The following is a 22,521-nucleotide window of genomic DNA, read 5'->3' as shown; positions in this document are numbered from 1 at the left end:
ACCATACCAAAATGAAAAAATTATCAGCCACTTTAATTATCGCTATATTTTTTGTTTCTGGAGTCTTTTCTCAGACCAAAGACCCAAAGGCAAAAGCAGTGTTAGATGGGGTCAGCCAGAAATACGCTTCTATAAAAGGCCTCAAAGCGAGTTTTGAGTTTTCCTACTCGGACGTCTCGGATGGGCGCACCCAAAACCAAAGCGGAGAGATAGCTATCAAAGGCAATAAATACCACTTGAAATTACCTGAACAAGAAATTTTCAATAACGGCAAGACCGTTTGGACATATATCGAATCTGACAGCTACAAAGAGGTGACCATAAATAATTCCTCTGATATGGAAAATGAGCTAACTCCATCATCTGTCTATACCATTTATCAAAAAGGATACAATTACAGATTGATAGGTGAAAAAACAGAAGGTAGCATGGTTATCCAAGAAATCGAACTGACTGCTGAAAAATCAAACGCACCTTTTAAGCGGGTAAAGCTTTTTGTTGATAAAAATAAAAAGGACCTCATTAGTTGGGAAATCTATGATGACCAAGGGGGGACTTTCAAGTATAAATTCAAATCTGTCAATACCAATGCCGAACTGACAGATGACTATTTCACATTCAATCCGCAGAAATACGGAAAGGTAGAAATAATAGACCTCCGCTGATTTTGATTTTTATCCCTACTTTTAGGAAAAAAATTCAAAATGACGCGACAGGAACTATTTGAACAAATCAAAATCAAGCAATCTTTTTTATGTGTAGGTCTGGATACAGACCTGAACAAAATCCCAAGCCATCTTCAAAAAGAAGCTGATCCCATCTTTGAATTCAACAAGCAGATTATTGATCAGACAGCAGACTTTGCAGTAGCCTACAAACCCAATATTGCCTTCTATGAGGCATTGGGGCCAAAAGGATGGGAAAGTCTGCAGAAGACCTTGGATTATATCCCTAAAAATATTTTTAGCATAGCAGATGCCAAGCGGGGCGATATCGGAAATACTTCCGGCCTTTATGCCAAGGCATTTTTTGAAACCATGGATTTTGATTCCATCACCGTCGCGCCATACATGGGCATCGACAGCGTGAGTCCTTTTCTTTCTTACGAAAACAAATGGGTCATATTATTGGCTTTGACTTCCAATGAAGGGAGTCTGGATTTTCAGTTTTCGGAATTAAAAATCGGAAAACCTGTCTACCAAGAGGTCTTGGAAAAAAGCAGTAAATGGGGAAATCCTGACAACATGATGTACGTAGTCGGAGCCACACGAGGAGAAAAAATCGGTGAGGTAAGAAAAATTGTCCCTGAGCATTTCTTTCTTGTCCCGGGAGTTGGGGCACAAGGTGGAAGTCTGGAAGACGTAGCCAAATATGGAATGAACAGCCGTTGCGGACTATTGGTCAACTCTTCGAGAGGAATCATTTATGCAGGCAAAGGTGCTGATTTTGGAACCGAAGCCAGAAAAGAAGCTAAAAAGCTGCAACAGGAAATGGAAGTTCTTTTAAATCAATATTGCTTCTAAGACCCAATTAAACCATAAAAAAGCCATGGAAACATCAAAAAGTTTCCATGGCTTTTTTTCTTTTCAACCAGTGAAGATTATTTCTCAGCCATCACTTTTTTGATATAGGCCACACTTTGAGGGATTTGTTGTACAGATCTCGAAGACTCATCCTCAATAATCAGGTATTTTGTTCCTGACTTTTGGGCCTGTTTGATCAGTCCTTTGATATCGATGTCTCCCGTTCCGAGTACCACGTTAGTCTCAACATCTCCTTTTCCATCAGAACTTCCCGGGGTTCCTTTTGCCCTGTCCTTCAAGTGGAGCAAAGGGAATTTATCAGGGTATTTTTTCATGATTGCCAAAGGATCGCCTCCACCCATCTGCACCCAAAAGACATCCATATTGAAATCGAAGTTCTTGGCATTCTTGAGCATTTCATCGAATAAAACACCTTTGCCATGGGCAGTAAACTCATATCCATGTGGATGGTAACAAAGGGTAATTCCTGCATCATGTAAGATTTTACCTGCTTTGTTGAATAACTCCACGGCTTCCTGTGTCTCCTTGATGCTGAATTTTCCGGAAGTATGGGGAATCCAAAAACAGGTAGCATATTTCGCACCGTAGGCTTTGGCATTATCTATGATCTCCTGCGGGTTTTCCTGCAATTGCTTGTAATCTGCCCCGACAGCCACTACAGAAAGGCCAAGGCCCGAAATAAAAGTCTTGTATTCATCCTGACTCATGCCGTAAGTACCCCCGCCTTCGATGAATTTGATGCCCATTTTGGGAATTAGGGCATGGGTGCCTTTGACATCGGTTTTCATTTCATTGCGCAGGCTATACATCTGCAATGCAATCTCCTGTGCCTGTACCTGTGCAGACAGGAGAATCGCAATTGCTAAAGAGAATAATTTTTTAAAGAGGTTTTCCATAGGTCTTATTGGGTTTGTTTGATTGAAGATAGTGAATCCGATTAAAATTGCCATCCAAGAATGTGACTGATGGAAATTTTATCATCCAGGAAAAAACAAAATGTGAATTTTGTGATACTTTGCTAAATTACTTCTTCAAAACTCAATAACCCATGACAGATTTCTCTAGAAGACAATTCATCAAGCATTCCGCATTAGCAGGTGCCGCAATGGCGATAACACCTTCTTATTCTTTTGCATCTCAACCTGACACCATCATTGGTCACGGGGATTTCAAATATAAAGTAAATACCTCTTGGGGAAATCTTGATCCCGCCAAATTTCCGGTGGTCAATTGCCACGAAATGGTCATGGACAAGAAAGGAAGACTGCTGATGGTAACTGATGAATCCAAAAACAACATCATTATCTACGACCAATCAGGGAAGTACCTCGATTCGTGGACATTGGGATTGGGTTCTGCGCATGGCCTGAGCCTAGTCGATGAAGGTGGTGAAGAATTTTTATGGATCGTAGACAATGGTGGCAGGGTCATCAAAACCGATCTTAAAGGGAAAATAATTACAGAAATAGCTACACCGACAAGTCAGGAAATCTATAAAGAAGGGATGCGCTACACTCCAACCGAAACTGTCGTTGCACCAAATGGTGACTTGTATATTACCGATGGCTATGGCTCTCAGTATGTACTTCAATATGACAGCAAAGGAAAATTTATCAGGATGTTTGGTGGCGATGGACACGGTGATTCCCAATTCAAAACTGTCCATGGAATAGCCGTCGACCAAAGAAAAGGAGGAACTCCTACCCTACTTTGTACTTCCCGGGGTCATAATTCATTCAAAAGATTTACTATGGAAGGTGAATATTTAGAAACACTTTTTCTTCCGGGGGCTTTTGTTTGCCGTCCTGTTATTCATGGTAAAAATCTCTATGCAGGGGTTTGCTGGTCCAGATCCAAATACCTGGAGCAAATGGACAACTCGGGGTTTGTGACTATTCTGGATGAAAACAATAAAGTTGTCTCTAATCCTGGTGGTACCCAACCAAAATACATCGATGGAGAGCTCCAATTGATGATCCAAAAAGAACCTATTTTCAAGCATTGCCACGATGTATGCATAGATCAGGACGAGAATATCTATGTCTGTCAGTGGAATGCCTCAAAAAGTTACCCCATCAAACTAACGCGGGTATAATCTTTCAGGTCTTTTAATTTCCAGAGGTCAAAAGAGGGGCGATTTGTTCGGCTGAGATGACTCCTGAAGGTAATTCGGTAATTTTCAGGTTTCTGAAATGAATCGGAGCTCCTTCAGATTCCAAGCAGATGTATCCTTTCTTTTGACTTGATTGGCTGATACCGTTGACAAATTTACCGTTTACTGAGAGCTTGATGACGCCATCTGCACAAATGACCACATAAGTATTCCACTCTCCTCTTCCCAAGCATCTGTTTTCAATGGATTTACTCCGGGTCCCACGTGGGTTATCAGGTACCGTAGTCACTCCGCCCACACCAAACAATTCGCCATGGACATAAGCGATTGGAGGCAAGACGCCGTCTTTTTTATTTTGGTTGACCCAGTCCAATTCCAGCATCTGCACCTCGACGCCATCGGGCAGCCTCTGCTCTCCGGGGACAGCACTGCTCCAAACAAAACTCCCTGAGTTTCCCCCGAGTTCCATGTGCTTCCATTCTATATGCATGATGAAGTTTTCATATTGCTTTTCGGATCGGATCACTCCAATGGGCAATCCCCTACATACCAGTTCCTGCCCTTCAAAATACCAGGTGTCTTTTTCTGTATTGACATTATACCATTTCAATGAAGTTTCTTTTGGTGACTGATCGGAAATGAGGGCTTCTATTCCTCTTGATTTCCCAAACTCAAAAAGATATTCCTGACAAAAAGCGGAGAAATTTTGCACAAGAATTAAGAAAAAGACAAAAGACAATGATTTCAGGTTTTTCATTTAGCGGAAATATTTTAAAGGATTTTTAAGAAAAGAAATCGATCGAGGATGGAAAGTTTGGTCAAAAAAACTTGTTCTTTCCCGGGATGGACACAGCGGGAACAGGCCATTTGAGGTCCCAATCATACTCCTCCAATTTAGGCCCTAAGGTTTGGGTGGAGTTGAGCGCTTCTTGCCATCCAATGGTTTGACCCGTGTAGCCGACCATTCTCCCCAAAACCGCCAACATCGTGCTGTTTGCCATCAGGTCTCCTTCATTGATAGGCCTGCCAGACCTTATAGCTACAAACAATTCCTCATGTTGGGTTTCATAAGGATTGTTTTTTTCACCCTCATAATTCCAAGCATTTTGACCATCAATTCGATGAATTTGCCTTCCGATATCCACGATAGCATTTCCATTTCTTCCCGTGATTTCTGCCTTATTGACATTGGAAGCCCCTTGTTGTTGTCTACTGAAATGGATTCCTTTTGCGCCGTTTTCATATTCATATTCTATGGCAAAGTGGTCATAGATATTTCCGAACTTTTCTTCGGTTCGGGATTGTCTGCCACCTGACCCTGTGGCTTTTACTGGAAGTTTGTCTCCAAAAGCCCATGACATCATGTCAAGGCTGTGGACCATCATCTCTACGATATAATCACCCGAAAGCCAATCATAGTAATACCAGTTTCTTAATTGGTATTCCATTTCTTTCCACTCAGGTTTCCTGTCCTTATACCACAATCCTCCCCCATTTCTTACCGTAAGCACGGAAGCTACTTCACCGATGTGCCCCTTGTTGATCCTTTCAAAAAGAGCCCTTTTGGGAAAATCATACCGAAATGTAAATCCTGAAACCACGGAAAGGTTTTTGGACTTGGCTAGTTTGGCTGTTTCCAAAACACTCCGAACACCGGGAGCATCCACAGCGACGGGCTTTTCGCAAAAAACATGTTTTCCGGCCTCAATAGCAGCTTTGAAATGACCGGGCCGGAATACAGGAGGAGTAGTTAGGATAACCACATCCACGTCAGATTCTATGACTTTTTTGTAGGCATCAAATCCAACAAAACGGTTTTCTTTACCCACTTTGACTTGATTGGGATTTGCCTCAAAAAGTGCCTGATAAGATTCATCCAGATAATCGGAAAAAATATCTCCCATACAGGTCAGAACTGCGTCAGAATCTGCTTTTAGAGCCTGCAGTGCCGCTCCGGTTCCCCTACCTCCACATCCAATCAAGCCCACTTTGAGGGTATTGTTCTTCATGGCAAAAGCAGGATTGACCTGAAATACAAAAGGGAGAGCGGCACTTCCTATCAAGGCCGTCCCAGTGGATTTAAGAAATTCCCTCCTGTCTTTTTTTTCGGGCGAATAAATTTTATCTGACATATAAATGCGTTTTATTTTGGGTATGTATATGGAAATATATTTTAATCTTTCCAATCTATTAATTATCAGTAAAATACAATATCTATCCACTAATTCAAAAAAATCGGTTTTTTGGTCGAGCTCTCCAATTAAAATCTTTCAATAAACCATGACTTCTTGGAGTATTGGACTGATGGCAGTTGGAAAATAAAAAATGACTGAAAGCCTATTTTAGCAGCCATTGAGATAACGGTGAAAGTTGGGAATTACATGAAATAACCTGTCCCGTAAAAAATCTTTATCTGCGAAGTATTAATCAATATATTGTAAATGATGGAGAAATAATTCCCGAGTCATTTCTTCAAAAATCACTTTAACCCACCACTACATAACATGACAACTTCCAAAGATTCCAGGAGAGATTTTCTCAAAAAATCCATCGCAGGTACTGCGGTATTTTCGATAGGAGGAATACTTCCTGCCTTCAGTCCAAAAAGCTACGGAAAAATCCTTGGAGCCAATGAAAGAATCAAGGTTTCAGTGATGGGTGTGAACAGCCGTGGAAATGCTTTGGCACAGAATTTTGCAAACCAACCAAATGCAGAGGTAATCCATATCTGCGACGTGGATCAATTGGCCGCAGAAAAATGCATCAATACAGTAGCTAAAATCCAAAACTCCATTCCAAAAGCTACTCCGGATTTTAGAAAAAGCCTGGAGGACAAGGATGTAGATGTATTGGTGATTGCAGCCCCGGACCATTGGCATGCCCCGGCAGCCATTCTCGCCTGCAAAGCAGGAAAGGATGTTTACCTGGAAAAACCTTCCAGCCATAATCCCAACGAAGGGGAAATATTGCTCCAAGCTGCTGCCAGGTACAAAAGACTGATCCAAATGGGAAACCAAAGAAGGTCATGGCCAAATGTGGCCGCCGCCATCAAAGAAGTCCATGACGGTACTATCGGAAGACCATATTATGCCAAAACCTGGTATACCAACAACCGCGGGCCTATTGGAATCGGTAAAAAAACAGCAGTCCCTGCCCATTTGGATTATGACTTATGGCAAGGTCCGGCCCCAAGAGAAGACTTTAGAGACAATGTCATCCATTACAATTGGCATTGGTTCTGGAATTGGGGAACCGGCGAAGCATTGAACAATGGTACCCACATGGTCGATCTGGCACGATGGGGATTGGGTGTGGAATTCCCGACGAAAGTTACTTCCGCAGGTGGAAGGTACCGATATCAGGATGATTGGGAAACCCCGGATACCCAAATGATCAATCTGGAATTTGAAAATAAAAGTATGATCAGTTGGGAAGGAAGAAGCTGCAACGGTATCAACAATGAAGGATCGAGTGTAGGCGTGATTTTCTACGGGGAAGAGGGTTCTGTGAATATTGGAGGTGGCAATGCTTACTCCATTTATGACTTAAAAAACAAACTCGTCAAAGAAGTAAAATACGACCGGCCCGTGGATGCGAGAAATCTTTCCGACCCAACCCAGGAACTTGACGCCATCCATATCCAAAACATGTTTGATGGAATTAAAAAAGGAACTCCACTAGCAGCTGAAATTATCGGGGGACAGACGAGTACACTCTTGGTCCAATTGGGAAATATTGCACAAAGGACAGGTGAGACATTGAACGTGGATCCAAAAAACGGCCATATTATCGGGAGCAAAGAAGCGATGAAATATTGGAGAAGGGATTATCAACCTGGGTGGGAACCAAAAGTATAAACCCAATTCCCTACTCCTCCTCCACCCGACCATGAAGCTCACCTCTTTTGACCTGATTGTAATCACCGCTTTTTTTCTCCTGATGTTGGTGATCGGGGTTTACTCCTATTTCCGAAATAAAAACGCCGACGATTATTTCGTCGCAGGAGGGAACTTGCCTTGGTGGCTTTCAGGAATATCCCACCACGTCTCGGGATATAGTGGGGCAGTTTTCGTTGCTTATGCCGCCATTGCTTATACCCATGGATTTACAATATATGTTTGGTGGGCATTTACTATCGGCTTGACAATTTTGGCCAGTGCCAAAATATTTCCCGTGCGTTGGGTCAGGCTTCGCAAAAAATTCCATATCCAATCTCCTCTTGAATTCCTTGCCCGACGCTACAATATCCTCACCCAACAGATCATGGCTTGGAGCGGTGTGCTGTTAAAACTATTCGATATCGGGGCCAAATGGGCCTCTATTGCCATTTTGCTCAATGTTTTTACCGGCATCAGTCTTCCAATTGGTATTTTAATTGCAGGAGGGATCTCTCTTTTGTACATCACCTTTGGTGGATTGTGGGCTGTTGTCATCACAGATTTTGCGCAATTTATCATTCAACTTTTGGGAGGACTAGTTATGTTCTTCGCAGTGTTATACAAGCTTGATGGACTGGAAAGCATTTTTACTATGTGGGAAAAATTGCCTTCAGCCAACAGCAAACCATTTAATGATCCCTATGGTGTAGGTTTTGCCCTTGCATTTTTGTTTATAAATTTCCTCTCTTATAATGGTGGTCAATGGAATCTTGCCACCCGTTATATTTCTTCCCCTTCAGAATCTCAGGCTACCAAAGCAGCAAGGCTATCAGGTTGGCTATATTTGATTTGGCCTTTAATTTTATTTTTCCCGATGTGGGCTGCACCAATTTTGCTTCCTGATTTGGCAGATCCAAGTCAGTCTTATGGTCAGTTGACTCTTTTACTTTTGCCTTCAGGTTTGGTTGGACTGGTGATCGCTTCCCTTTTTGCCAATACCATGTCCATGACTTCCTCTGACATCAATACCATTTCTGCCGTGATCACAAGAGATATCCTGCCAAACATTTCGGAGAAGTTCAGCTTAAATAAAATTTCATTGCTCACGGCGAGGGTTACGACTTTCATATTTACCTTACTGACTATCATTGTCGCTCTTCAATATGAATATTTTGGTGGAATTCTCGGCTTGATCATTACTTGGTTTGGGGCTTTGGTAGGACCGATTGCCGTCCCTATGCTTTTTGGGGTCATTCCTACCTTCAAATCTTGCGGTCCGGTCGCTGCCATCAGTTCTATTTTTGCAGGCCTCCTCACCTTCATCATCACCAAGAATATTGAAATCAGCAGCTTGGCTTTACAGGTCAGTCTTCCGCTGATAGTATCTAGTTTAGTATATGTATTCATTGGACTAGCCCAAATCCGAAATGTTCCTGATAAAGTAAAAGCAATGCTTCAGGAGATCAGTAAAGAATAAAACCATCAGAAATAAGAAATAATGGAAATCAATGTATTCGATTCAAGAAAAGAAATGGGAGAGACTGCTGCAAAGGCAGTAGAAGAAAGAATATTGAAGGTTTTGGAAGAAAAAGAAAGCGTGAGAATTGTTTTTGCAGCGGCTCCTTCACAAAATGAATTTTTAGCAGCTTTACGCAATTCTTCAAAAATACCTTGGGAAAAAGTGACCGCATTTCACATGGATGAATATGTGGGTTTAAGTAAGGACTCACCTGCACTTTTTTCCAATTTTCTTAAAGAAAAACTGTTTGACAAGTTGCCTTTCGGGAAAATAAATCTCATTGATGGCAACAAAAATCCGGAAGAAGAATGTGACCGGTATGCTTCTTTGCTCCATCAGGCTCCTATCGACTTGGTCTGCATGGGAATCGGTGAAAACGGACACATTGCCTTCAATGATCCTCCTGTGGCAGATTTTAATGATTCCAAAACAGTAAAAATGGTAGCGTTAGACCCGGTTTGCAGGCAGCAACAGGTCAATGATGGTTGCTTTTCAGCTTTGGAAGAAGTACCGAGCCATGCTTTGACACTGACAATTACCGCCCTTCTTGACACGGCTTATATCTGTTGCGTCGTGCCCGGCAAAAACAAAAGACATGCTGTCACTGACACCATCTCAGGTCCGATCGATACACAATGCCCGGCCTCAATTTTGAGAGTCCACGCCAATTGCCATCTCTTTTTGGATATCCAATCCTATCCTGAAATTTTGGAACCAATTGACAAAGATGAATCTATCGGAATTGATTGCCTGACAGGAAAGCTGAGTGTTTACAAATCAAGTGGGATTTTTTTTACCACAAGCATCAAACCATCCAAAAAACAGTTGAATGACCATTTTTTTATTGGTCCCGGTTTGGTGGATTTGCAAGTAAATGGTGTCAATGGTATTGATTTCAATGATCCAAATCTCTCTGTGTCGGATATCGAAAGTGCCTCTGACTTTTTATTGAGCAAAGGAGTCACTACCTTTTTTCCAACCCTGATTACCAATGAAGATCAAGTTATCATCTCCATTTTATCTACCTTCAAAGAAGCCTGCGAAAATAATCTTTTGGTCGCATCCTGCATTGGAGGCATACACTTGGAAGGTCCTTTCATATCATCAGAAGAGGGAGCAAAAGGAGCGCATAATCCTAAATTTATCCAAAAGCCCAATTGGGATTTGTTAAGCAAATTTCAGGATGCATCCGGTGGAAGAATCAAGCTCATCACCATGGCACCTGAGTTGGATAATGCATTTTCATTCATCAAAAAATGTTGCGACAATGGAATAAAAGTAGCCTTTGGGCATAGCAATGCTGCTATGGAGGATTTGGAAAAAGGAGTAGAAGCAGGCGCAAGCCTTTCAACCCATCTTGGAAATGCCGTTCCGCTGATGCTTCCGCGTCATCCCAATATCCTTTGGGATCAACTCTCCTTAGGGTACCTTCACGCAAGCTTGATCGCAGATGGATTTCATGTGCCGGATTCATTTTTGAAAGTGGTTTTGAAGGTTAAAGGAGAAAAAGCTTTTTTGGTGAGTGATGCAACAAAGTTTTGCGGAATGCCTCCCGGAGAATACAACACCCATATTGGAGATGAAGTAATCCTATCACCAAATGGAAAATTATCCTTGAAAAACGGCAATGGATTATTGGCAGGAGCAAGTAAAACCCTTCTTGAAGGCATAGAATACCTGATTGAAAAAAAGCTAGAAGACCTTTCGATGGCTTGGAAAATGGCCTCGGTCTTACCGGCGGCTTTTTTAGGAATCGGTTTTCAAAAACCGGATGATAAAGTAGATCTTGTCGTTTTTAGATTTTTTGACAACAAAAAGATCAAAATCTTTCACGTCATAAAAGACGGAATGGTTTTCAATAATTGACGTAAAATTGACCTTTTACGACAAAATTTCCATATTCACGACAATTAATTGTCGCGAGAGATAAAAAAATTGTCGTGAATATGAGTTTCGCGACAAAAAATATATTATATTTGTCGCGAATAGAAAGAAATGAAAATTCCAAAAACCAAAGAACTAAATGCCATCAAGGAAATTTTGGTAAAATTTCCTGAAGGAATCACTTTGGAAGAAATCAAAGAAAATCTTGATTTTGAACTAGAGCTAAGAACATTACAGCGAAGACTTAAAATCCTAAAAGAAAACGGGGGACTTTATGTAAGCGGAGGATCAAAAGCTACAAAATACCATCCGGTCTATGAAAGAAATGTGGTCAGAGAAAGTGATCCGCCAAAGTATATCGTGGAAAAAAAGGAAGAAATTCCAATTTCCAAAGAAGGAAAAAAGATCAAAGATGCATTAACCAAACCATTGATCAGCAGACCAAAAGTAGGTTACATCAGGCAGTTTTTGGAATCTTACCGACCCAATGTAGACCAATACCTCTCAGAAAAAGAAATTAAAACACTGACAGAATTGGGTAAAACCGGAAATCAAAACCAACCAGCAGGAACCCATGCCAAAGAGGTCTTAAGCAGGTTGCTGATTGACCTGAGTTGGAATTCCAGTAGATTGGAAGGAAATACCTATTCTTTATTGGATACTCAAAGGTTGGTGAATTTTGGTGAATCTGCAGATGGAAAATCCATCGAGGAATCCCAAATGATCCTCAACCATAAAGAGGCTATAGAATTTTTGGTACAGTTGGGAGATGATTTGGAATTCAATTCCTATATCATTCTAAATCTCCATGCGCTATTGGCTGATAACCTTCTGCAGGACCAGAATTCCATAGGCCGCCTGAGGTCCATTCCGGTAGGAATCCATAAATCCGCCTATACGCCATTGTCAATTCCGCAACTGATAGCAGACCAATTTGAGTTGATCTTGCAAAAAGTCAAGGAGATTCAGAATCCATTTGAGCAAGCCTTCTTCATTATGGTGCATTTTCCATATTTGCAGCCATTTGATGATGTCAACAAAAGGACCTCGAGACTTGCAGCAAATATTCCCTTCTTCAAACATAACCTGTCTCCTCTTTCTTTTGTGGATGTCCCAAATGAGGTCTATGTTCAGGCGATTTTGGGGGTTTATGAGCTCAACAGGATTGAATTGTTGAAGGATGTTTTTATTTGGGCTTATGAAAGATCAGCAATCCGGTATGCTGCTATCAGACAAACAGTAGGAGAACCTGATGCATTTAGGACCCGATACCGAAATGAAATCAGGGAGCTTGTCACTGAGATCATCTCAAATAACCTGAGTCCAAAAGAAGGATCAGACAGGATCAAAAGGAAAGCTAATGAAATACTGAAAACCGATCAGAATAAGTTTATTGAATATGTGGAGTCAGAATTGCTCGGTGTTCATGAGGGAAGTTTTGCCCGTTTCAGGGTTTCTCCTGCTGAATTCCATATTTGGAAAGAAAACTGGTCAAGGTAAAGACCAAATTTTTACCTTGACCTTTCTTTATTTTTTATCCAATAGTTCTATCACAGAAACAGATTTACCACCAAGCTTTTTGCTGATATCCGCCGCTTCCATAAAAGCTAAAATTTCGAGGGTTTCTTCAGGATACACTGGCACAATACCCGTGTCAAAATATTTTACAATATCCAAAAGCAAAGGTTCATATCCGGCATAAGGGCCTAAAACCACATTTCCATTTTGGGTAAAAACGGTACCTCCATAATCATGTTTGCCTGTTCGGGTTCCTCTAAAAGTCCCGACTCTTCCATCTTTCCATATCCCGGTGACCACATCTGTATCATTGGTAGACACCCTCACAACAGACGCACATCCAGTACCCATTACGGTAAATAAGGTTTCCACTCCGTGTATCCCATACCAGAATAAATCCGGATGCGTCGGTTCCAATTCAGCAGGGCTAAATGTACTGGCGCCGATGACGGTGCTTTTGTCAATTTTTTCAATTCCTGTAATGTATCTCAAGGAAGATGCTGAAAACACCGGGATTTTGTATTGTTTGGAAGCTTCAAAAATAGCCTTGGCATCCTCAAGAGAAGCAGTCATAGGTTTGTCAATGAACATGCGCTTCCCAGCTTTAAATACTTCCATAGCCTGTTCTAGATGAAGTTTCCCATCATTGGTTTCCAACAACACCACATCTACTTTTTGAAGCAAGTCCTCAATAGAGCCTACAATTTCCACTCCCATTTTCTTGATTTCTTCAGTGTAACCTGGAATTCTATCCATGCTCGATTTGATATCCTTACTTCCAAAAGGATAAGCGGCGACGACATGGTAACCAAAATACATTTGGTCATCTTTATGTCCATTCAATACTTTGGTAAATGCGATACTGTGCGAAGTATCCAATCCAATTATCCCGACTTTTTTTCCATGGGAGTTCTTTACTTGATCTGAAGAAAAACCGAACGAATTTCCATAAAGCCCTAGACCGACACCGGCTATTGTGGTGGTTTTTAAAAATAATCTTCTGGAATTACGAATTCTATTTTTCATAAGGATGCTTTTTGGAAATGGGAAATTTTGGATGAATTTATTTAAATTTATTCTTTAAACCCATTACCAATATGAAAGCATTTGTTGGTTTGAGGTTCTGTTCGAAAATAGGAAAAGAGCCATAGCTTTTTACAAAGGGGTCTTTGATTGTAAACTTGATGGTCTCCAAATGGGTCCCAACATTTTGACATGATTTTCTAGGGATAAAGGCAGACTCGATGCCGGAGGAAGTCTGGGTAAAGCTGAAGGAATTTATAAACTGGGTACTGAGGGCTCCAAAATCTATTTTACATCTGAAGATGAAGACGTCGAACTCAGCAGAATTGAAAAAGCCGGAGGGGAAATCCATTAAGGCCAAACCCCAAATTCCTGAAATTGGGTTTATGGCATGTTCCATGATTCGGAGGAATATGGAATTGCACTACCTTCCAAAAAAAAAAGGAAAAGCGACAGAATTCGAAATTCTGTCGCTTTTCCTTTTTTTTATAATTTTTTGAAACAAAGGATTCAAAAAAACTTCCAGCTCAATTCATCAAATCTTCAATTTCGCCGGGGATAATCGGGATATTCCGCATCAGGTCAAAATACCCATTATCCAAAATCAAAATGTCATTTTCTAGGCGAACTCCAAGTCCTTCCTCCGGAATATAAATCCCAGGTTCGACGGTAAATACCATACCCGCGGTTATTGGATCATGCATAGTACCAACATCATGTACGTCCAATCCAAGATGATGAGAGGTTCCGTGCATAAAATATTTCTTGAATGCCGGCCATTTTGGATCTTGGTTTTTGATGTCAGTCTGATCGATCAGTCCCAAGCCCAATAATTCAGATTGCATAATCAGCCCCACTTCTTTGTGGTAATCCTGTATGTTGATTCCGGGCCTTAGCATTTCAGAAGCTTGGTTTTTGACTCTTAGCACCGCATCATAGACGGCTCTTTGTCTTTTAGTAAATCTTCCATTGACAGGGATAGTCCTCGTCATATCAGCATTGTAGTTACCGTATTCAGCTCCCACATCAAGCAAAATCATGTCACCATCCTTACAAACTTCCTTATTTTCGATATAATGGAGGACACAAGCATTGAGTCCGGAAGCAATGATGGGTTCATAAGCAAAACCCTTGCTTCGGTTTTTGATAAATTCATGGATAAATTCAGCCTCAATTTCATATTCAGTCACTCCGGGCTTTACAAAAGAAAGAATGCGCCTAAAACCTTTTTCGGTAATATCACAGGCAATCTGCAACTGATCTATTTCCTCTTTTTCTTTAAATGCCCTAAGCTGATGCATCAGTGGCGCCACTCTATGGTATTGATGAAGAGGATATCTCTCTTTACAGTTTTTGATAAACCTTGCATCACGTGTTTCGACAACTACAGCTGCCCTTAGATGTTCATTGGCATTCAAAAAAACATGCTCACTTAATGCCATAAGTGTGTTCAATATGTTGTCAAAATTTGAAACCCACAGGATATTTTCAATTCCCGAAGAAGTAAAGGCTTCTTCTTTGGTATACTTATGTCCTTCCCAAATGGCGATGTGTTCGCTGGTTTCGCGTAGAAAAAGTACCTCCCTGAGATTAGGATCCGGAAAATCAGGACATATAACCAAAACTGTCTCTTCCTGATCTATACCAGATAGGTAGAAAAGATCGTTATTTTGCCTGAATCGCATAGTTCCATCTGCATTGGTAGGCATGATATCGTTTGAGTGAAACACCGCTAACGACTTTGCCGGTAACTTGGCCTTAAGTTTTTGTCTGTTGCGGATATAAAGAGATTGTGGAAGGGGCTTATATTTCATATATAGGGTTTTCTAAGTGGCAAAATCGGAATTTAAAATTGAACCAAAAATACCATTTATCCATTGGCTAAAAAAAGACTTCAAAAAGTCTTTTATTTTTGTACTTTGAGGGAGGGAAAATAAAAGAATGCAATACAATCTGAAAGAATTGCCCAACGGCATCAAAATCGTCCATCAGGAGGTCAATCATACGAGGCTTGTTCATTGTGGCTTTGTGCTGAATATTGGGAGTCGCGATGAATCCAAAGAGCAAGAAGGGCTTGCGCACTTTTGGGAGCATATGGCCTTCAAAGGCACCAAAAAAAGAAAAGCCTATCATATCATCAACCGCCTGGAAACATTGGGTGGGGAACTAAACGCCTATACAACTAAGGAGAAGATTTGTTTTTACGCAAGTACACTTAAAGAGCATTTTGACAAAGCGGCAGAGTTGCTTTGTGATATTACTTTCAACAGCACCTTTCCAAAAAAACAGATTGACAAAGAAAGACAGGTGATTTTAGAGGAAATGTCCATGTACAGAGACTCTCCCGATGATTCTATACAGGATGATTTTGATGAAATCATATTTGAGGGACACGCTCTGGGTAGAAATATTCTTGGCACGGAGGAAACGGTCAAAAATTTTAATCAAGAGGACTTTTTTGATTTTTTGACTTCAAAACTTGATACCACGCAGATGGTTTTTTCTGTTGTGGGAAATGTAACTTTCAAAAAAGTGCTACAAGAAGTGGAAGGTTTTCTTACTGAGATTCCAACAAAAAGAAGCCTTTATGTAAGAAGTGGTTTTTCCAATTATGGGCCAAAAAACAAAACCATACAGAAAGAAATCACACAATCTCATTGTGCCATTGGACAACCGGCTTATTCCATGTACGATCCCAGGAGGTTCAAACTCTATCTATTGAACAATATCCTTGGAGGTCCTAGCATGAACTCAAGGCTTAATCTTGCTCTCCGGGAAAAGTACGGCTATGTCTACAGTGTCGAATCCCATTACCAGACCTATTCGGATACGGGTTTTATAGGGGTGTATTTTGCTACGGAGCAAAATAAAGCCAACCGTGCAAGAAAATCTGTCCTCAATGAAATGGAGAAGCTTCGTAACAAAAAACTAGGAACCATGCAACTTCATATGGCCAAAGAACAAGCAATCGGACAAATGGCCATGTCAGAAGAAAATTATGCTGCATTGATGCTTGTTTTTGGCAAAAACTTATTGGATAAAGGCAAAATTGACTCCCTTGATACTATCTTTGGAATCATGAGAGAAACAACTGCAGAAGAGTTGATAGACATAGCCAACGAGGTTTTCGATCCTACAAAGCTCAGCTTTCTTAATTACATCCCTGCCTGATATGGAGTTCATTGCACCTGAATTATTGGTCTATTGCGAAGAGCACAGCAGTATAGAGGATGAGCTCCTACAATATGTCAAGCGTGAAACATTCGCCAAGGTCCTTATGCCAAGGATGCTTTCAGGACATTTACAGGGCAAAACACTGGAGCTTTTGGTCAAAATGTTGAATCCAAAAATCATCCTTGAGATCGGTACCTACACCGGCTATTCAGGTATTTGCCTAGCAAGAGGTTTGGGTAAAAACGGTAAATTGATCACAGTGGATATCAATGATGAATTGGAGAGAATGGTTAGGGGATTTTTTGAAAAGTCAGGGCTATCCTCTAAAATCGACTACAGGCTTGGAAACGCCTTGGATATCATCCCAGACCTTAATGAAAATTTTGATATGGTATTTATCGATGCAGATAAGTCCAATTATATCAAATATTATGAGCTTGTCGTTGAGAAGGTTAATCCAGGAGGAATTATTATCGCAGACAATGTCCTTTGGTCGGGAAAAATCCTTTTTGAAAAGGGTCAAAAAATAGACAAAGACACTCAGGCGATTTTGGATTACAACCGGATGGTGCAAAACGACCCCCGTGTAGAAAATGTATTACTTCCCATAAGGGATGGATTGATGCTGGCTAGAAAACTATGAAACACAAAAACAGTCCCCTATTCAGATCTGCTTTTTCATGTATTCTGATATTTTTTTCCGTTTCCTTGGCTTTTGCCCAAGTACCTCAGGTTCCTTCGGAACTCAGATTTGCTGACCTTACCATAAAGATCAATGAGCAAGCAAGGCGAGAAATCCAAAGTGATGTAGATGCGCTCTATCGTAATCCTACGTATTTCAAGGTAAAAGCTGAACGGGTTAACCTGTATCTCCCAATAGTGGAGCGAGAACTGAGAAATGCCGGCGTACCCACGGATTTCAAATACTTGGTCATACAAGAAAGCAGCCTTATAGCTGACGCTGTATCTACTTCAAATGCAGTAGGTTTTTGGCAATTCAAGCAAGGAACTGCCGAGGAAGTCGCTTTGCGGGTAGATGGACAGATCGATGAAAGAAAAAACATTGTCGCTTCCAGTCAGGGTGCTGCAAGATACCTGAAGAAAAATAATGGCCCTTTTGATAATTGGATGTGTGCCTTGGTAGCATATCAGATGGGACTTGGTGGTGCTAGATCTTATTTTGGCACTAGCTATAATGGAAAAAAAATTGTGGAAGTGGACAGAAATTTTCATTGGTACTTCAAGAAATTTCTGGCTCACAAAATTGCATTTGAGGCACCAACTGTCATGCTTGCGAGCAATAACAGTATTTTGGAAGAAGTACAGGTTCAGGGACCGACTTCCTTAAAAGCCTTGGCCCCAAGGCTTGGAGTCACTGAAGCTCATCTCAAAGAATATAACAAGTGGACCGCTAAAGGAAACATCCCTGATGATAGACCATATTCTGTTATTTACCTTAGGGAAAATACTCCGAGACCGCGGCAGGCTGTCGCCCAAGCACCATCGATCGATAGCTCCACTTCAGCTGTAATTACAGCCCCCGAAAAGAAGTCAGAATATCCCAAAATCTCTGGAAACCCCCAACAAGCTACCCAACCCAATAAGATCAAGGTTAACAATATCGATGGAGTAAAAGCGGCATCTACAACTACCTTAAACAATTTTAGCGAAACAGTCGGGGTCAAAGAAGCAAAACTTCGGCGTATCAATGACTTGGACAAAACCGATAAAATAGAAGCAGGAAAGTACTATTATACAAAACCCAAAAAGACCAAAGCAGAGGCTGATACCCATACTGTACTTCCAGGCGAAACGCTTTGGTCTATTTCGCAGATGTATGGAATCAAACTTTCTGCTTTGAAGTCCAAAAACAGAATCAATGACGAACGTGAACTGAAAGCAGGCATGATTCTAAATCTCCGAGATTTCAGACCAAGAGGTGAAGCCATTCCCATGGTCCCTGCTACCGAATACAGGAAAATCATTGCTAATCAAGTAAATAATACCGTTTCTCCCAATCCAATTACAACCCAACCAATTAAAGTGGAAAACAATAATCCTGTGGCCCCATCCAATTCCAGTCAGAGGATCACGCATACAGTAGCCGCAGGTGAAAACCTTTTCAGGATCGGCCAAAAGTATGGGGTCAGTGTAGAGGAAATCATGAAGTTGAATAAACTTCATGATAACAATATTAAAGTTGGACAAAAACTCATCATCAACAAGCCCTAAGCCTAATTCAAGGTGAATTGACCTATGAGAAAAAGATTTTCGATATTCTTTGTGTTTTTCATCTGCTCTTTTGGCTTCCTAACAGCCCAAGACAGGCTTCAGCTAGCCGATACCTTGTTAATAGATGGGGATACGATAATCATGTTGGGTGATTCCATTATTTTCAAACAGCAGGTTAAACCAGTTTATTGGGAAAAAGGAGGGAATTTCAACCTTAGCATACAGCAAGTCAGTCTTTCTAACTGGAATGCAGGGGGATCGAGTAACCTTGCTTGGAATACTGCCTTGACATTATTTGGCAATTACAAAAAAGATGCGATTATCTGGGACACCAAGCTGAATATAAATGCCGGATTCAACAGGCAATCAGGGAGAAACTACCCTACCCGTAAGACCAACGATAACTTTATTTTCCTGAGTAAATACGGAAGAGAATTAACCGAATCTTGGTTTTTGTCAACCCAACTAGATGCAAGAACTCAACTGCTGGAAGGTTACCGATATTTTAGGCCCGCAGGTGCTGAGCAAGATTCCAGGTCCAAGTTATCAGATTTTCTTGCCCCTGCTTACATCCAATCTTCTACGGGTTTGAATTACAGGAGGGAATTCAAAAACAAAGACCGAATTTCCCTTATTGCTTCGCCATTTACTGGCAGGTTTACTATAGTAATGGATGATTCTTTGAGCAATGCAGGTGCTTTTGGAGTGGTACCCGGTGAAACTGTTCGCCCTGAGGCGGGTCTTTCTTTTGGTTCTACCACTGATATCCAATTGTATGAAAATATCCGATGGAGAGCAGATTTGAATCTATTTACCAATTTTGAAAGATTGGGTAACTTTGTAGTGAACCTTAATTCGGTGGTTTCAATGCGGGTCAATAAATTTATTACAACTAGGATTGAGACCATTTTGATTTATGATGAAAAAGTTTTGATCCAACAAGAATCAGGTCCGCCTAAGCAAGCAATTCAGCTTCAAAATATGTTCAATTTTGGCATAGGTTTGGATTTTTAGAAATCAGTCTCCAAGCCAAACCTTCTTTTCAAATCCATCAATGCAGGAGATTTATCAAGAAGGTAATTAAGTTTGTCAGTACTTGTATAAAGTTTTCTTTTACCCTCATTCTCCTCTTCTTTTATTATGGCTTCTAAGTGGATGCTGTAATTATTGAGTTTTCTTCTGAGGATCTGGAGAATATCAGGTTTGATTTTTTGAAAAATTCCTTCTTGGATATCACCGTTGAGCTGAAAAGTGATGGTTTCCTTGTCCAAGATCACCGGCTGCTTCAGTACAGTCATTTCTAGACTACGGTGATGTAATTTATAATCTTCAATAATTTCGTTGATTTCAAATTTCAATCTCGCAAGGTCAAAAATCTCGGCTAGTTGCTCTGATGGTTTTAGTGGACTTGGTTCAGCAATTTCTGCTTCTAAGACTGCTAGTGAGGAGTTTTGCTCAATAACCACCTTGGCAGAACCGATACTTGTGGGTATGGAAAGTGTCTTTTGGACAGGTGTTTTTTTTGCAGCAAAAGCATTTGCTTCTTTAAAAAGAGGGGTTACCGGTTTTTTTAAAATTTCTTGAGGTGCATCAATCAGGCTTTTTTTTTTGACTCCTCCTGTGCCAAAGCAGCCAAAGTAAGAGCCTGAGGCAATTTTGCCATTTTCATCAAAGCCAATTCAACATGCAGGCGTTGGTTTTTACTGGTTTTATATTGAATGTCACATTGATTACAGATGGTCAAGGCTGACAAAAGAAATGAAATACTTGATTGTTGGGATTGGGTGATGTACCTGTCCCGCGCAGAATCAGACACCTGGATCAGGTCGACCGTTGCAGGGTCTTTGCATACCATCAAGTCTCTCAAATGTTCGGAAAGTCCAACTATGAAATTATGTCCATCAAACCCCTTTTTCAAGATTTCATCAAAAATCAGCAAAACATTGGAAATACTTCCTGCCAATAAAGACTCAACAACCTTGAAATAATAATCATAATCTAGAATATGGAGGTTGCTGATGGTCTCCAAATAGGTCAGCCGATTACCGGAAGAATATGTCACGATCAGGTCAAACATCGAAAGTGCATCTCTTAAAGCACCGTCAGCTTTGGTAGCAATTAGTCGCAAAGCCTCTTCTTCAGCCTCGATTTTTTCCTGCTCAGCAATATGCTTGAGGTGCTCAGCAATGTCATTGATAAGAATTCTGTTGAAATCAAAAATCTGACAACGTGATAATATTGTTGGGATGACTTTGTGCTTTTCGGTTGTGGCCAATATAAAAATGGCATACTTTGGTGGCTCCTCTAAAGTCTTTAAAAATGCATTGAAAGCAGCATTGGAGAGCATGTGCACTTCATCAATGATATATACTTTATAAAGACCTTGTTGCGGGGCATACCTTACCTGCTCTACTAGATTCCGGATATCATCTACAGAGTTGTTGGAGGCCGCATCTAGTTCGTGTACATTGAATGAAGCGTTGTTGTTAAAAGCCAAACAAGAATCACATTGGTTACATGCTTCAAAGTCGGAAGTCCTATGCTGACAATTAATGGTTTTGGCTAAAATCCTAGCGCAGGTAGTCTTACCTACACCCCTAGGTCCACAAAATAAAAAAGCCTGGGCCAGATGGTTGTTTTTGATGGCATTCTTCAGCGTAGTAGTAATATGCTGCTGCCCTACTACACTATTAAAATCGGAAGGCCTGTATTTTCTGGCGGATACTACAAAATTTTCCATCGTCGCAAGATATAAAATAATTGGAATTCAGCGCTTGGCAAATTGATCATTGTGGGCAATATTTTTTTGTTGCTGAAAAAATTATTCAAGAAAATACTGTAAAAATTAACGGAGTCCGATAATTCCCTAATCTGATCACCCGCATTCTTGCCTCTATTTCTTTTAGACAAAACGGCCTCGACTTCGCTCGGCCACCGGATTTGGTGCTATTAGGAGGTGGGGGGAAATGTGGCTATTAAATCTCCCTTTTAGATATCTTCCCCATCCACAAGACCTGAGGCAGTCTCAAATTAAGAAATGTAGCTTTAAAAAAATTCATGCTGGTGACTATACTTTATCAATTTATCTTAATTCAGAATTGAATGAGACGAAAACTGTTTTGCGAGGGAATCGATTTCAAAATGATAAAGCCCCTTTGATAATTTTACCAATTTTTTTGCCAAATGAATCTTTTGAATGAATATCTTTTTCTGCAAGTACTGAAATGAAAGTTGTTTTATTTCGGATAACTTCCAAGGCGTTATCTTCCGCCTCTTTAGGGTTGTCCGCTGAAGTTCTGATTTGAAATTCAACCCCTTTAATTTCCAACTTGATCAGATATTTTTCCATCTTTAAAGTATTTACTCACCGACTCAGGCTTTGGTCTTGGGGAAACAATTTGACTTAGCTTATTTATTGATTAAATTAAAAGTAGCAGGTACTGTCCTAAAAATAAAGAAGCGAAAAATGAAGATCAGATTTAAGTAAGCAAAGTGATCGAGGCAATAATGAAATTGAATAAAATGATCAAAATCAGAGGATTAAATTTGGTTCTAAATTTTTGGTTTTACCAAATCCTCTCCCTAGCCCAAAGGAACTCCAATGCAGCGATTTTCCCAACCCACAATTATTGATAT

General features: G+C 40.6%; 20 protein-coding genes. 11 read left to right on the top strand and 9 right to left on the bottom strand.

Annotated features, from left to right (window positions below; all coding sequences use genetic code 11):
- Positions 1-11 precede the first annotated feature (11 nt).
- Positions 12-665: an outer membrane lipoprotein periplasmic chaperone LolA1 gene (lolA1, locus tag MMU07_RS00630; RefSeq protein WP_241123890.1), complete on the top strand. Its 654-nt coding sequence runs from the start codon at positions 12-14 to the stop codon at positions 663-665.
- A gap of 39 nt (positions 666-704) precedes the next feature.
- Positions 705-1,523, top strand: coding sequence for an orotidine-5'-phosphate decarboxylase (gene pyrF, locus MMU07_RS00625; RefSeq protein ID WP_241123889.1), 819 nt, complete (start codon positions 705-707; stop codon positions 1,521-1,523).
- A 77-nt stretch (positions 1,524-1,600) separates the two neighbouring features.
- Here pyrF and MMU07_RS00620 read toward each other — a convergent pair whose 3' ends face one another.
- Positions 1,601-2,440: a sugar phosphate isomerase/epimerase family protein gene (locus MMU07_RS00620; RefSeq protein ID WP_241123888.1), complete on the bottom strand. Its 840-nt coding sequence runs from the start codon at positions 2,438-2,440 to the stop codon at positions 1,601-1,603.
- Between the two features lie 152 nt (positions 2,441-2,592).
- On the opposite strand from MMU07_RS00620, the gene MMU07_RS00615 reads away from it, so the two are divergent.
- Positions 2,593-3,639, top strand: a complete 1,047-nt coding sequence (locus tag MMU07_RS00615; RefSeq protein WP_241123887.1) for a twin-arginine translocation signal domain-containing protein — start codon at positions 2,593-2,595, stop codon at positions 3,637-3,639.
- Positions 3,640-3,652: 13 nt separating this feature from the next.
- Here the strand turns inward: MMU07_RS00615 and MMU07_RS00610 are convergent, their stop codons facing one another.
- Together MMU07_RS00610 and MMU07_RS00605 are read right to left on the bottom strand one after the other, a co-directional pair.
- Positions 3,653-4,414 carry a 3-keto-disaccharide hydrolase gene (locus MMU07_RS00610; protein WP_241123886.1) on the bottom strand — a complete coding sequence of 254 codons (762 nt, stop codon included), beginning with the start codon at positions 4,412-4,414 and terminating at the stop codon, positions 3,653-3,655.
- 61 nt (positions 4,415-4,475) lie between these two features.
- Positions 4,476-5,789, bottom strand: a complete 1,314-nt coding sequence (locus tag MMU07_RS00605; protein ID WP_241123885.1) for a Gfo/Idh/MocA family protein — start codon at positions 5,787-5,789, stop codon at positions 4,476-4,478.
- Between the two features lie 372 nt (positions 5,790-6,161).
- On the opposite strand from MMU07_RS00605, the gene MMU07_RS00600 reads away from it, so the two are divergent.
- The 4 genes from MMU07_RS00600 (at position 6,162) to MMU07_RS00585 (ending at position 12,438) form a co-directional block, all read left to right on the top strand.
- Complete coding sequence (locus MMU07_RS00600) at positions 6,162-7,514, top strand: Gfo/Idh/MocA family protein (RefSeq protein WP_241123884.1); 1,353 nt, start codon at positions 6,162-6,164, stop codon at positions 7,512-7,514.
- A 31-nt stretch (positions 7,515-7,545) separates the two neighbouring features.
- Positions 7,546-9,012: a sodium:solute symporter family protein gene (locus tag MMU07_RS00595; RefSeq protein ID WP_241123883.1), complete on the top strand. Its 1,467-nt coding sequence runs from the start codon at positions 7,546-7,548 to the stop codon at positions 9,010-9,012.
- 21 nt (positions 9,013-9,033) lie between these two features.
- On the top strand, positions 9,034-10,920 hold the full coding sequence (locus MMU07_RS00590) for a 6-phosphogluconolactonase (RefSeq protein ID WP_241123882.1): 1,887 nt from the start codon (positions 9,034-9,036) through the stop codon (positions 10,918-10,920).
- Positions 10,921-11,049: 129 nt separating this feature from the next.
- Positions 11,050-12,438 carry a Fic family protein gene (locus tag MMU07_RS00585; protein WP_241123881.1) on the top strand — a complete coding sequence of 463 codons (1,389 nt, stop codon included), beginning with the start codon at positions 11,050-11,052 and terminating at the stop codon, positions 12,436-12,438.
- A 27-nt stretch (positions 12,439-12,465) separates the two neighbouring features.
- On the opposite strand, the gene MMU07_RS00580 is transcribed toward MMU07_RS00585, so the two are convergent.
- From MMU07_RS00580 to MMU07_RS00570, 3 genes are all read right to left on the bottom strand, one after another.
- On the bottom strand, positions 12,466-13,482 hold the full coding sequence (locus MMU07_RS00580; RefSeq protein WP_241123880.1) for a Gfo/Idh/MocA family protein: 1,017 nt from the start codon (positions 13,480-13,482) through the stop codon (positions 12,466-12,468).
- 37 nt (positions 13,483-13,519) lie between these two features.
- Positions 13,520-13,879, bottom strand: a complete 360-nt coding sequence (locus MMU07_RS00575) for a hypothetical protein (RefSeq protein ID WP_241123879.1) — start codon at positions 13,877-13,879, stop codon at positions 13,520-13,522.
- Between the two features lie 127 nt (positions 13,880-14,006).
- Positions 14,007-15,293 carry an aminopeptidase P family protein gene (locus MMU07_RS00570; RefSeq protein WP_241123878.1) on the bottom strand — a complete coding sequence of 429 codons (1,287 nt, stop codon included), beginning with the start codon at positions 15,291-15,293 and terminating at the stop codon, positions 14,007-14,009.
- Positions 15,294-15,420: 127 nt separating this feature from the next.
- Here MMU07_RS00570 and MMU07_RS00565 point away from each other — a divergent pair, with 127 nt between their 5' ends.
- From MMU07_RS00565 to MMU07_RS00550, 4 genes are read left to right on the top strand one after another with little or no spacing between them, the layout of a single operon-like run.
- Positions 15,421-16,650, top strand: a complete 1,230-nt coding sequence (locus MMU07_RS00565) for a M16 family metallopeptidase (protein ID WP_241123877.1) — start codon at positions 15,421-15,423, stop codon at positions 16,648-16,650.
- Position 16,651: 1 nt separating this feature from the next.
- A complete protein-coding gene (locus MMU07_RS00560; RefSeq protein ID WP_241123876.1) occupies positions 16,652-17,296 on the top strand; it encodes an O-methyltransferase in 645 nt (214 codons plus the stop codon).
- Positions 17,293-18,885 (top strand): LysM peptidoglycan-binding domain-containing protein, encoded by a 1,593-nt coding sequence (locus MMU07_RS00555; protein WP_241123875.1) that lies wholly within the window; start codon positions 17,293-17,295, stop codon positions 18,883-18,885. Before MMU07_RS00560 ends, MMU07_RS00555 begins: the two co-directional genes overlap by 4 nt.
- Before the next feature lie 24 nt (positions 18,886-18,909).
- The gene (locus MMU07_RS00550) at positions 18,910-19,899 is read left to right on the top strand and encodes a DUF3078 domain-containing protein (RefSeq protein ID WP_241123874.1); all 990 of its coding nucleotides are present in this window, start codon (positions 18,910-18,912) and stop codon (positions 19,897-19,899) included.
- Here the strand turns inward: MMU07_RS00550 and MMU07_RS00545 are convergent.
- The 3 genes from MMU07_RS00545 to MMU07_RS00535 form a co-directional block, all read right to left on the bottom strand.
- Positions 19,896-20,351, bottom strand: a complete 456-nt coding sequence (locus tag MMU07_RS00545) for a hypothetical protein (RefSeq protein WP_241123873.1) — start codon at positions 20,349-20,351, stop codon at positions 19,896-19,898. The genes MMU07_RS00550 and MMU07_RS00545 overlap by 4 nt on opposite strands.
- Positions 20,352-20,479: 128 nt before the next feature.
- The gene (locus MMU07_RS00540; protein ID WP_241123872.1) at positions 20,480-21,625 is read right to left on the bottom strand and encodes a DNA polymerase III subunit gamma/tau; all 1,146 of its coding nucleotides are present in this window, start codon (positions 21,623-21,625) and stop codon (positions 20,480-20,482) included.
- 396 nt (positions 21,626-22,021) lie between these two features.
- Positions 22,022-22,234 carry a hypothetical protein gene (locus tag MMU07_RS00535; protein WP_241123871.1) on the bottom strand — a complete coding sequence of 71 codons (213 nt, stop codon included), beginning with the start codon at positions 22,232-22,234 and terminating at the stop codon, positions 22,022-22,024.
- Positions 22,235-22,521: the final 287 nt, after the last annotated feature.

Source organism: Cognataquiflexum nitidum, assembly GCF_022538055.1.
In the GTDB taxonomy this organism is placed as follows: Bacteria; Bacteroidota; Bacteroidia; order Cytophagales; family Cyclobacteriaceae; genus Cognataquiflexum; species Cognataquiflexum nitidum.
The sequence above is the reverse complement of the archived record's forward strand: the minus strand, read 5'-3'. Positions and strand labels throughout refer to the sequence as shown.

Bases quoted from the DNA above. Each gene is read 5' to 3' on its own strand.
- lolA1 (WP_241123890.1), top strand. From the start codon at position 12: ATGAAAAAATTATCAGCCACTTTAATTATCGCTATATTTTTTGTTTCT.
- pyrF (WP_241123889.1), top strand. From the start codon at position 705: ATGACGCGACAGGAACTATTTGAACAAATCAAAATCAAGCAATCTTTT.
- MMU07_RS00620 (WP_241123888.1), bottom strand. From the start codon at position 2,440: ATGGAAAACCTCTTTAAAAAATTATTCTCTTTAGCAATTGCGATTCTC.
- MMU07_RS00615 (WP_241123887.1), top strand. From the start codon at position 2,593: ATGACAGATTTCTCTAGAAGACAATTCATCAAGCATTCCGCATTAGCA.
- MMU07_RS00610 (WP_241123886.1), bottom strand. From the start codon at position 4,414: ATGAAAAACCTGAAATCATTGTCTTTTGTCTTTTTCTTAATTCTTGTG.
- MMU07_RS00605 (WP_241123885.1), bottom strand. From the start codon at position 5,789: ATGTCAGATAAAATTTATTCGCCCGAAAAAAAAGACAGGAGGGAATTT.
- MMU07_RS00600 (WP_241123884.1), top strand. From the start codon at position 6,162: ATGACAACTTCCAAAGATTCCAGGAGAGATTTTCTCAAAAAATCCATC.
- MMU07_RS00595 (WP_241123883.1), top strand. From the start codon at position 7,546: ATGAAGCTCACCTCTTTTGACCTGATTGTAATCACCGCTTTTTTTCTC.
- MMU07_RS00590 (WP_241123882.1), top strand. From the start codon at position 9,034: ATGGAAATCAATGTATTCGATTCAAGAAAAGAAATGGGAGAGACTGCT.
- MMU07_RS00585 (WP_241123881.1), top strand. From the start codon at position 11,050: ATGAAAATTCCAAAAACCAAAGAACTAAATGCCATCAAGGAAATTTTG.
- MMU07_RS00580 (WP_241123880.1), bottom strand. From the start codon at position 13,482: ATGAAAAATAGAATTCGTAATTCCAGAAGATTATTTTTAAAAACCACC.
- MMU07_RS00575 (WP_241123879.1), bottom strand. From the start codon at position 13,879: ATGGAACATGCCATAAACCCAATTTCAGGAATTTGGGGTTTGGCCTTA.
- MMU07_RS00570 (WP_241123878.1), bottom strand. From the start codon at position 15,293: ATGAAATATAAGCCCCTTCCACAATCTCTTTATATCCGCAACAGACAA.
- MMU07_RS00565 (WP_241123877.1), top strand. From the start codon at position 15,421: ATGCAATACAATCTGAAAGAATTGCCCAACGGCATCAAAATCGTCCAT.
- MMU07_RS00560 (WP_241123876.1), top strand. From the start codon at position 16,652: ATGGAGTTCATTGCACCTGAATTATTGGTCTATTGCGAAGAGCACAGC.
- MMU07_RS00555 (WP_241123875.1), top strand. From the start codon at position 17,293: ATGAAACACAAAAACAGTCCCCTATTCAGATCTGCTTTTTCATGTATT.
- MMU07_RS00550 (WP_241123874.1), top strand. From the start codon at position 18,910: ATGAGAAAAAGATTTTCGATATTCTTTGTGTTTTTCATCTGCTCTTTT.
- MMU07_RS00540 (WP_241123872.1), bottom strand. From the start codon at position 21,625: ATGGAAAATTTTGTAGTATCCGCCAGAAAATACAGGCCTTCCGATTTT.
- MMU07_RS00535 (WP_241123871.1), bottom strand. From the start codon at position 22,234: ATGGAAAAATATCTGATCAAGTTGGAAATTAAAGGGGTTGAATTTCAA.